Origin of the sequence: Streptomyces sp. AV19 (assembly GCF_015999245.1) — a bacterium.
Classification (GTDB): Bacteria; Actinomycetota; Actinomycetes; order Streptomycetales; family Streptomycetaceae; genus Streptomyces.
Genome location: NZ_JAEAMR010000089.1, coordinates 1 through 9,099, shown reverse-complemented (window position 1 = coordinate 9,099; position 9,099 = coordinate 1). Strand labels below are relative to the sequence as shown.

Annotated in this window: 17 protein-coding genes; 14 read left to right on the top strand and 3 right to left on the bottom strand. The window is 68.9% G+C overall.

The genetic code is table 11. From position 1 onward, the window contains the following. Positions 1-104 precede the first annotated feature (104 nt). Complete coding sequence (locus I5Q34_RS33660; protein WP_199896299.1) at positions 105-416, top strand: hypothetical protein; 312 nt, start codon at positions 105-107, stop codon at positions 414-416. A gap of 5 nt (positions 417-421) precedes the next feature. Here I5Q34_RS33660 and I5Q34_RS33655 read toward each other — a convergent pair whose 3' ends face one another. Beyond that, complete coding sequence (locus I5Q34_RS33655) at positions 422-628, bottom strand: hypothetical protein (protein ID WP_199896298.1); 207 nt, start codon at positions 626-628, stop codon at positions 422-424. A gap of 169 nt (positions 629-797) precedes the next feature. Here I5Q34_RS33655 and I5Q34_RS33650 point away from each other — a divergent pair, with 169 nt between their 5' ends. From I5Q34_RS33650 to I5Q34_RS33595, 12 genes are all read left to right on the top strand, one after another. Continuing rightward, complete coding sequence (locus I5Q34_RS33650; RefSeq protein ID WP_199896297.1) at positions 798-1,829, top strand: hypothetical protein; 1,032 nt, start codon at positions 798-800, stop codon at positions 1,827-1,829. Then, positions 1,829-2,569: an ATP-binding protein gene (locus I5Q34_RS33645; protein ID WP_199896296.1), complete on the top strand. Its 741-nt coding sequence runs from the start codon at positions 1,829-1,831 to the stop codon at positions 2,567-2,569. The genes I5Q34_RS33650 and I5Q34_RS33645 overlap by 1 nt, the downstream gene beginning before the upstream one ends. Beyond that, on the top strand, positions 2,566-2,988 hold the full coding sequence (locus I5Q34_RS33640; RefSeq protein ID WP_199896295.1) for a hypothetical protein: 423 nt from the start codon (positions 2,566-2,568) through the stop codon (positions 2,986-2,988). The genes I5Q34_RS33645 and I5Q34_RS33640 overlap by 4 nt, the downstream gene beginning before the upstream one ends. Before the next feature lie 61 nt (positions 2,989-3,049). Continuing rightward, positions 3,050-3,223: a hypothetical protein gene (locus I5Q34_RS33635; protein ID WP_199896294.1), complete on the top strand. Its 174-nt coding sequence runs from the start codon at positions 3,050-3,052 to the stop codon at positions 3,221-3,223. Continuing rightward, the gene (locus tag I5Q34_RS33630) at positions 3,220-3,426 is read left to right on the top strand and encodes a hypothetical protein (protein ID WP_199896293.1); all 207 of its coding nucleotides are present in this window, start codon (positions 3,220-3,222) and stop codon (positions 3,424-3,426) included. Before I5Q34_RS33635 ends, I5Q34_RS33630 begins: the two co-directional genes overlap by 4 nt. Next, positions 3,423-3,593: a hypothetical protein gene (locus I5Q34_RS33625; protein ID WP_199896292.1), complete on the top strand. Its 171-nt coding sequence runs from the start codon at positions 3,423-3,425 to the stop codon at positions 3,591-3,593. Before I5Q34_RS33630 ends, I5Q34_RS33625 begins: the two co-directional genes overlap by 4 nt. After that, on the top strand, positions 3,590-4,048 hold the full coding sequence (locus I5Q34_RS33620) for a hypothetical protein (protein WP_199896291.1): 459 nt from the start codon (positions 3,590-3,592) through the stop codon (positions 4,046-4,048). Before I5Q34_RS33625 ends, I5Q34_RS33620 begins: the two co-directional genes overlap by 4 nt. Further along, positions 4,045-4,302, top strand: coding sequence for a hypothetical protein (locus I5Q34_RS33615; RefSeq protein ID WP_199896290.1), 258 nt, complete (start codon positions 4,045-4,047; stop codon positions 4,300-4,302). Before I5Q34_RS33620 ends, I5Q34_RS33615 begins: the two co-directional genes overlap by 4 nt. A gap of 127 nt (positions 4,303-4,429) precedes the next feature. Then, entirely contained in the window at positions 4,430-4,939 is a 510-nt protein-coding gene (locus I5Q34_RS33610; RefSeq protein ID WP_199896289.1) for a hypothetical protein, read from the top strand. A 97-nt stretch (positions 4,940-5,036) separates the two neighbouring features. Then, positions 5,037-5,228, top strand: coding sequence for a hypothetical protein (locus I5Q34_RS33605; RefSeq protein WP_199896288.1), 192 nt, complete (start codon positions 5,037-5,039; stop codon positions 5,226-5,228). Between the two features lie 720 nt (positions 5,229-5,948). After that, a complete protein-coding gene (locus I5Q34_RS33600; protein WP_199896287.1) occupies positions 5,949-6,623 on the top strand; it encodes a hypothetical protein in 675 nt (224 codons plus the stop codon). A gap of 154 nt (positions 6,624-6,777) precedes the next feature. After that, positions 6,778-7,164, top strand: coding sequence for a hypothetical protein (locus tag I5Q34_RS33595; RefSeq protein WP_199896286.1), 387 nt, complete (start codon positions 6,778-6,780; stop codon positions 7,162-7,164). Positions 7,165-7,900: 736 nt separating this feature from the next. Here I5Q34_RS33595 and I5Q34_RS33590 read toward each other — a convergent pair. Continuing rightward, positions 7,901-8,383, bottom strand: a complete 483-nt coding sequence (locus tag I5Q34_RS33590) for a DUF6221 family protein (protein ID WP_199896285.1) — start codon at positions 8,381-8,383, stop codon at positions 7,901-7,903. Continuing rightward, positions 8,380-8,610 (bottom strand): hypothetical protein, encoded by a 231-nt coding sequence (locus I5Q34_RS33585; protein ID WP_199896284.1) that lies wholly within the window; start codon positions 8,608-8,610, stop codon positions 8,380-8,382. Before I5Q34_RS33585 ends, I5Q34_RS33590 begins: the two co-directional genes overlap by 4 nt. Before the next feature lie 136 nt (positions 8,611-8,746). Here I5Q34_RS33585 and I5Q34_RS33580 point away from each other — a divergent pair. Then, positions 8,747-9,099 (top strand): WYL domain-containing protein (locus I5Q34_RS33580; RefSeq protein ID WP_199896283.1); only part of this gene is annotated, 353 nt, incomplete at its 3' end.

The following is a 9,099-nucleotide window of genomic DNA, read 5'->3' as shown; positions in this document are numbered from 1 at the left end:
GGCTGGACCGACAGCGCCACCGGCCCGGCCGTCCCCGGCTTCGTCGCCACCATCCACCGCACCCACCGGGCCGCCTGCCCGCCACCGGGCAAGGACATCACCTGATGACGCGCCCGAGCGGGGCGGGCGCGGTGCGCGGGTCCTGCCTGCGCTGCGGCGCGCCGGTGCTCCGGCAGCTCGTCGGTCGGCATGCCGCGCTGTCCGTGACCGCCGACGCCGAACCGACGACCTGGGCAGCCGCGTTCGCGCTGCGGGAGCCGAACCGGCTGGACTGGTGCCTGCGCGAGCTCAGCACCGGGCCGGATCTGCGATGGACGACGAGTTACCCGTCACCGTGCCCGCACTCGCACGTCATCGACCACCGGTGCCCGGCGGGGACCCCGGCGGGACGCCGGCCGGAGGGGACGCTGTGGTGAGCCGGTCAGGCAGCGCGTTTGGGGGCCGGAGCGATCTTCGCGACCCACTCACGGGTGAAGCCCGTCAACTTCGCCATGTGCGATGGGCCCTTGCCGGCGGCCCTGCCCTCCACGAGAAGCGCGCGCAGCTCGGCGTCGGCCGCGTCGAAGGCTTTCTCTGCCCGGGCCCGCTTCTTCGCCGCCGCTTCGATCCTCGTGTCCAGGTCATCCATGGCGCCCATGGTGCCACGTCCGATCGCGACCCCACTACGCGATCGCGCATATCGCTCGCGAACAGTGACCGCGAACGCTATTCTCGCTTTAGGGTCAATCAACACCCACCCTGACAAGGGATTTTCTTCGCCGCGCCCTGTTCCCGTTCAACCTAAGGAAGCGCACCACATGGCACGTGGCCACGGCCGGATCCTCTCCTCCATCTGGGAGGACGCGGACTTCCTGGCGCTCACCGAACAGCAGCAGCGGCTGTACCTCTTCCTCATCAGCCAGCCCAATCTCAACCACGCCGGGCTCTTGCCGCTCACCCTGCGCCGCTGGGCTCGCAAGGCCCAGGGCCTGAGCCCGGCCGATCTGGACCACCACCTCAGCGCCCTCACTGACGCCGCGTTCATCGTCATGGACGAGGACACCGAGGAGCTGCTGATCCGCTCCTTCGTCCGTAACGACGGCGTCTGGAAGCAGCCCAAGGTCATGGGCGCCATGGTCTCCGGCGCGCAAGAGATCTCCTCCCCGCTTCTCCGGCACGCGCTCCTCACCGAGATGGACCGCATCCCGCTCGACGAACTCAGCGACGAGCCAACCAAGTCCTCCCGCGGTCCCGGCCTGTCCATCCGGCAGCAGGTCGCCGAGCACATCGAGGCCCTCCGCAGGGCCTTCCGCCAGCCCGAGCCGAACCCCCCGGCAGGGGGTTCCGCAACCCCCTCCACACCCCCTCCGGGAACCCCCTCCGATCCCCCTGCGCAGGGGGATCGGGAAGCCTCTACGCGTGCGCGCGCGGCCACGCACGCCCACGCGGGCACGCAGGCGCGCACGTGCGCGCCGCCCCTGCCCCTGTCCCCTGCCCCTGCCCCTGCCCCTGCCCCGTCTCTCTCTCCGGTCCCGGACGCCTCAACCGAACGGTCACAGCGAGAGAGAGACGCAGATGCCATCGCCGACGCCTACTCAAAGGCGACCCCCGGCGCCCCTATCCCCAAGCACATCCTCCAGATCCGCACCGAGTCCCTCGAACTCCTCGCCGCCGGACACACCCCCGACGACCTCATCCAGGCCGTACGCGAGATGGCACCGAACGGCTGGCGCGACATCGGCAGGCACCTCGCCCACCCGAAGGGCCCCCAACTGCGGGCCGTCTCCGGCGACTACCGGCCCTTCCAGTGCCCGCCCGCCTCCGCCTACGAGAACGACTTGGGGTTCTGATGCACGACGACCCGCGCCCCGTCGGCGGCGCCGCACTGCTCGCCCGCATCCGCTCGATCCTCGCCGCCCGCGGCCTCGCCGACACCACCCCCGGCCCCACCGACACCACCCTCACCCCCGACGACCCCGGCCACCCCGACTACCACCACCGCCAACGCGCCACCGTCGCCCTCGCCCGCTGGGAGACTGCGACCCCCTACCGATACCGACAGGCCACCGCCACCCACCCCGGCGTCATCGCCTGGGCGCAGCGCGCCGCCGTCGACATCCGGGACGCCGGGTTCCTTGTCCTCACCGGCGGCATCGGTACCGGCAAAACCGACCAAGCGTACGGGGCCCTCCGTGCCATCGCCGAAGCCGGGCCGCCGCGCTTCGAGTTCATCGCCACCACCGCCCCCGACATGTACGGGAGCCTCCGCCCCGGCGGCTCCGACAAAGGCACCGAGTACGAACTCCGCCGCCTCGCCACCGTCCCGCTGCTCCTCCTCGACGACCTCGGCACCGAGAAGCTGTCCGAGTGGACCGAGGAAGCCACCTACCGGCTCATCAACGAGCGCTACAACCAGTGCCTCCCGTTGATCGTCACCACCAACCTGCCCATCCGCACCCCGCATGGCGAGGACCGCCCCGACCTCGCCGGGCGCCTCGGCGAACGCCTCACCTCCCGACTCGCCGAAGCCTCCACCCTCCTCGCCTTCAACGGCCCTGACCGCCGCCGCCAGAACCGGAACGCCGCATGACCACCCTCGTCACGATCAAGACGCACAGTGAACCGGCCGACCACCGCGGCCCCTTCGAGCCCGTGCGCGCTGCCATCCGCCATAGCGCCCGCTCCACCCCATGCCACCGCTGCGACGAAGCCGTCATCCCCGACCTCGTCCATCTGGCCTCCGCCGGCAACCTGCCGCTCTGCCCTGCCTGCACGCGGCTGGTCGGCCCCGCCCTCCGCCGGGGGCTCCAGGCCCTCAACCAGCTCGCCCACGCCATCAACCGGCACGACGCACACCCCGCCGTCTTCCTCGTACGGGACTGGCGATCGGCCCTCACGATGGCCCGCCCCGAAGAGGCCCGCCTGCTCCACGAAGCCGCGCGGCTTCTCGCCGACAACGTCGGCTACACGCCGCTCCGGCAGGCCAGCCGCGAACTCGACGCCCCCTGACCGCCGCCGACCACGACGCCCGCATCACCGCCTGGAACAACCGGCCCGAGGAGGAAACCCCGTGACCACGCCCGAGCCCACCACCACGACCCTCGCCACCATCACCGCCCGCATCGTCAACGCCGGCGGCGTCATCGACGTCGAAGGTGACGTGTCGGGGTGCTCCAGGGCAGCCGCCGCCTGCTTCCTCCGCCAGCTGGCGGACCAGTGGGACATCGAGACCCCGCAGCCATGACGAACCGAACCTGGCGCCCGGACAGCCCCGGCAGCTTCCAGGCACCACCCGACGTACACGCCGTCCACGACCGGACCGGCCACCTCTGGAAACGCAACCGCGCCCGCTGGACCACCAACGGCAGCCACTTCGTCCGCTGGCGCCTCCTCGTCGCCGACCACGGCCCCCTCACCGAAGTACCCGCCCAAGGACGCCGCCCATGACCACGGCCGACGACCCCCACATCGCAGACCTCCACGCCCAACTCGACGAACTCCGCCGCCAATACCACGCCTTCCAGTCCTGGCACGACTGCGTCATGAACGCGCTCCGCGCCCACCCCGACGGCACCACCATCTACCGCGCCGCGCAGAAGGAGTTCCACCGATGACCGACCCCCGATACCCGATCACCGCCCGCCTGCCCCGAGGCCGCGTCCGTCACAACGCCCGGCCCATCGACGGCAGCCCGCTCGTCCAGACGCTCTGCGGCAAGCGCGACACCCCCGTCGACGACGGCGCCAGCCTCCCGCACTGCGCCGCCTGCGCCGCCAAGCCCGTGCCACCCACCGACCAGCGCAGCTACCCCAAGCCCGAGACACCGCCGACGACCGCCCCGCTCGGCCGGATCCGCCTCGACGACCTCACCGACAACGACCTCGAACAGCTCTACGACCGCCTCGACCGCATCGCCGCCGAACACCACCGCAGCACCGACGCCGACGGCCGCGCCCTCAACGTCTGCTCCGCCTGCTCCAGGATCTGGCCCTGCCCCACGTACCGGATCGCCTCCCTCGACACCCCGCCCAACACCATGCCGACACAACCGCACAAGGGAAACCGATGATCCGCCGCATCGACACCCTGATAGCCGCCCTCGCCGCCGGGGCCCTGGCCGCGGCGACCGTCCAGGCTGGCGCCGACGGCGAACCCCGCACCGCCTGCTCGTTCGGCGCCCTGGCCGTCCTCCTGGCCGTAGTCGCCGTCCGGGAGTACCGGGACGTGGGCGGCGCGCCGGTGTTCCGGTGGTGCTGCGAACCGTGGTGGCTGACGCGCGGCGTCGAGCACGCCGGAGACTGCCGGTCCGGCCGGGAGCCGTGATGCATCCGAGAAGAGCCATGGATGGCCGCCTGACGGCCGATCACCCCTCAACCGCCCTCCTCCCCGCTTTGATCAGCCCTCGCCCTACACACGGCCGCACAGCGGCCCCGCCGCAAGGAGACCCTCGATGACCGACACCACCATCCGCGTCGGCCAGGTCTACGTCGCCTGCCACCCCCTCGACGAAGGCCGCCGCATCCGCATCACCGAATACAAGGGCTACAGCGACGCGCGCGTCGTCGACGCCGACACCGGCAAACGACCCCGCCGGATCCTCACCCACCAACTCCACGCCATCGCCACCACCCGCCAAGGGAAGCCGAGGCGTAGCGGCTACGCCCTGGAGACGGCGATCGCGCACCCGCCCGCCACCGCGACGACGGACGCGACACCAGCCGCCGTACTACGCGCCGCCGCCGAGAAGGCCAAAACCCTGACCGACTCCGCGACCACGGAGGTGTTGGCGACGATCCTGCTCAGCCTCATCCCGCCGCTCGTCGAGCTCCTGGAGGTAGAGGCCGACGTCACCGGCGGCCTGCGGCTGAAGTCATCCGAGCTCACCGATGCGAACCTCGCCGGCTGGGTGCACGGCCCCTTGGCCATCGCCCAGCGCCTGCTCGAATCGAACCGCCCATGACGGCCCCGGACCTCGTCGCCACCATCGCGGCCGCCGTCGGCCAACTCGCCATCGTCCTCTTGGCGCTCGTCCCCCGGCCCACCAACGGGAGTCCGCAATGAGCACCTCAGCCGATAGCCCCGACTGGGCAGAACTCCAGGACCGTCTCGACCATCGCATCCGGACCGTAACGCTCCTCGGCCTGGACAACGCCGAACTGATCGGCGAGCCGGGCCAGCAGCGGGTCGGCGAATGGGCCGATTGGATCTTGGACACCGTTCTTGACGAGCTGAGGAAGACCGGCCCATGACCGGGCCGCCCTCAAGCCCCCGGGGCGAGCACACGCCCGCCCCGGGCCGCACCTGGGAGACCAAGCTCGTCCGCACCGAAGTCGTCGTTCCGGACGGCGCCGCCAGCCGACGTCGAACTGGGCAGCACGACGCGCTGCGGCCCGAGCCGCCCGCCGGAAGCCCAAGCTCCAAGCCCCGGAGAGACGTTGACCGAACACTGTCCGGACGCCAGTTCCGTTAGCACGGCCACCGCCACCCCTGGACCGGAGGCCGACCATGACCACCCCGCGCATTCCCGCCGCCGGCACCCTGCTCACCCGCCGCGAGGTCCAGCGCCTGCGGTTGCGCTTGCTTCGCGCATCGGCGCCGTCGCCGTCTACGGGAGGGGACAGTAGCACCGCCCCCAGGGCACACCTTCTGCGGTGCAGACTGACCACGGCATGGAGATGGCCGGTAATGCGCGAGAGCGCAGGTTGGCCGATCGCTGCCCTAGCAGGGCCGCATTGACCCGCGGGAGTATGCGCAAGTCCGTCACCTCCCGGCTATGTCCGCACTCAAGGAGGATCGCGGAAACCCGAGTCGTCGTCACGCGCGCCAACGAGGCCAGCAGCGAGGGGACGGGATCGGCAGTGCAGGCACGGCGACTGCGTGATGCGGCCGCGACGGGCCAGCCAGCGAACCCCCGCCGTCGCGGAACAGCATCACTTCCGAGCAACAGACGCGAAAGGAAGACGAGAACCATGACCGACTATGGGATCAAAATCTCCATGAGCCCACGCAAGAAGAGCGAAATGCAGGAGCAGGGATTCTCGCTCACCGCGTTCAAGGCGGTAGGCGTGGGCGTCAAGGTCACCAAGAAGAGCGCCGCCCCCACAGTCTGGTTACTCGACCCGGACTTCGAGGTCCGCACCGGGCTGAGCTGGAAGCAGAACTACAAGGTCTACCACGCGGACACCAAGTTCCAGGAAGGTGCGTACATCGATCATATGAACGACCAGGTCGCCAAGCCCGGGGAAGGCTGGAAGGTTGTAGAGGGAGGGAACTTCCAGGAAGAGCCGTATGACATCGAGAACCAGATCCGGATTCACAACGCGACGAAGCGCGAGTACACCATCGGGCTAGCTCAGATGCCGAATCCGAGCAGCGGCGCAGACTTTGTCCCCCTCTGCGCCTTCCGGGGGCTAGCGAACACCTACCGGGAGTTTCGGCCGCTCGAACAGGTCGTCGTCACGTTCACCACCGGCGTGACCTCAGTTGGGACGATCTTCACCAGGGCGTCCGCGGACGGCTTCCTCGTCACGGCCGGAGATGTAGGTAAACCTACTGAAGTCACCTACGGGGATGACGGCGTCTGGCAGGGCACGGGCGATATCGTCTCGCCGGACAACTTCCTCACGGCCTGCATCCGGGTCTAGGCATAGACGCGGCGAACTGTCGGACGGTACGTCCCGCCCCCCATGGTTGGACGTACCGTCCCCGCCAGCGCACAGTCACCGTTCAAACCTCACGGCGGGACCACCGGGAAAACCCAATCGTCCAGCCACGCCACGAAACGTACGAGGCCATGCGATGCCCTACGAAGACAACGAGGCATACAGCACTGAGCGGTCCTGCCCGGTCAACCTGAAAAACGAGACGGGCAAGACAGTCGATTATGTGCTCGTCACCTACAGGTTCGGTGGATATGACAACAAGGTCTGCAAGCGAATCGATGTCATGACCCACAAGGAGGTGCGTGAGAACATCTTCACCGCCAAGTACAAGACCGGTATTGGCACCGGCCACTGCTACTGGTTCATCCTCTTCCTGGTAGACGATGTGTGGTTCAGTTGCGGGAAAAAATACTGCGACCTTAAATCTGAAGACCAGGACATACCAGTACTCCTGAGCTTCAACATGAGCAACTTCCACATCGGCTGCCCCGAGTCGAGTCCCTGCGACGCAGACATCAACTGACCTCTTGGCCTGAGAGGTCGCAGAGGGGCGACTCGACATGACCGACCTACCCCCCCGATCGCCGGAACTCTCGACGGTCGGGAACTGACCGGCCTTGTGTGCTCCCGGGCGACTCGGCATGGATCCAGGGCGCGCAGTACCTCGACCCGCAGGTGCTCAGCATCATCGCCAGCGCCGCACAGGCCGATGACGCGTGGGCCGACGGCGGCCGGTACGTGCTGGCACCCGTTACCTACGGGGTAGCGGCAAGCACCATCGGTCGGCTCGCTGCGGTCCTGCGCCGGACCTCAGCGTCCCAGGTGCGTCTGCTGTCCCTGCCTGTGTGGGAGCTGGGCGCCTTGCGGTCGGTCATGGCCACGTTCCGCCGCGCCATTGCCGGGGAATCGGAAACGGCCGACGTGCTCGAATCTGCTCCAAGACCTCGGCAACACCGTGGTGGACCGCCCGGTCGCACAAGTCATCGGCGACCTGGAGCGCGTGGTGGCCGTGCTGAGTCTGGATATCCCTGCCGTAAGCACCCTGGACACAGCCTCGTCCTCGACGCACCTCGCGACCTCGCCGTCCACGCCGCGTACGACCAGATCAGAGCGGCATGGACGGCGGCCGGGATCCGATGCTGAGCACGCCTCAGCCTACGAGGCCGGCCTCGACCCGACCGCACCGGACACGCACCGAACCGCCCTGGACACCCCGACGTAGCGGGCGCTGGCGCCTGTGGGGCGAGAAGCCAGCGGTCCTACTGCCGCCACTCCTCGCGGTAGTCCGGGTGCTCGGCGTACGGCAGGGCAAGGGCCTGGGTTGCTGGTGCCAGGTGCCTTGCCCGCTCGATCAGGTTGCTCTCCTGGCGGTGCATGCGCATGAAGTCTTCTTCACGCCCTTCGGCAAGCGCAATGCGCATCTGCTCGCGGAGAACCCCCTGCTCGCCGAGCACTACTGCGTAGGCATCCACGATCCGCCGCTTCGCCTCCACCTCCGCGAGCACACGGGCGGGCTGGTGGCGAGCGATGTGCTCCGCAACGGCGACCTTGTGCTCGTACTCGGCAGGCACGTGACGGCAGTCAGCGACCGGCGTGCCGTCGGGGCGGTCATCGGTGGCGTCGTCGGCGTGGACGCCGGCCACATCCTTCCGACGGACCCAGGGCGCGCCGAGCACAGCACGGGCGACGCGCTCGTCCTTGTCGAGGCGGGCGCGGAGAAACGCCACCAGGTCGGCACTCACCTTTCAATGGCCGGACGCTCGGACCAAGGGCCAGCCGGCGGCCGTTCGGGCAGCTTGGCACCGGGGCGCCGCATGTACCACCGGATGAACTGACGAACGACGGCAGCGCGCGGACTCCGGCCAGCCGGGTGCATGGCTTTGGCGGCTTCCTCGAAGGGTTCCCATTCGCCTGTGGGGATGCGCAGTTGGCGGGGTTTGTCGTACGTGGCGTTGGAATCGGCGGACATGCTGCCACGGTAGCCGTTCGTAGCTACAAGCAGCAACATTCACTCGATCGTGTTGTAGCTACAAAAAAGACTGGTCTTGTAGCTACAATATCCCTATCTTTGTAGCTACAAATACGACGCGACCGAGGGGGACACCATGAAGATCGCCGCTCGCCAGACCACCACCGCTATCCTCACCGACCTCTCCCGCGCCATGGACCGCCGCCAGCCGGTCACCATCACCTACACCAAGGCCGACGGCACCGAGACCGTCCGCACCATCGAGATCTACGACATCCGCACCACCAAGGCGGGCCACATCACCCTCAAGGCCATGGACCGCCAGTCCAGCGGCTCCCGCACCTTCCGCATCGACCGCCTCATCTCCTACACGGTCCACCGCCGCAGCACCCACACCCTCCCGGTCGAGGACCACCGCTCCGTGGCGGTCGAGACCGTGAGCGTGAACACCCCCGACGAGGTCATCTGCCGCGAACTGGCCCGCGACGA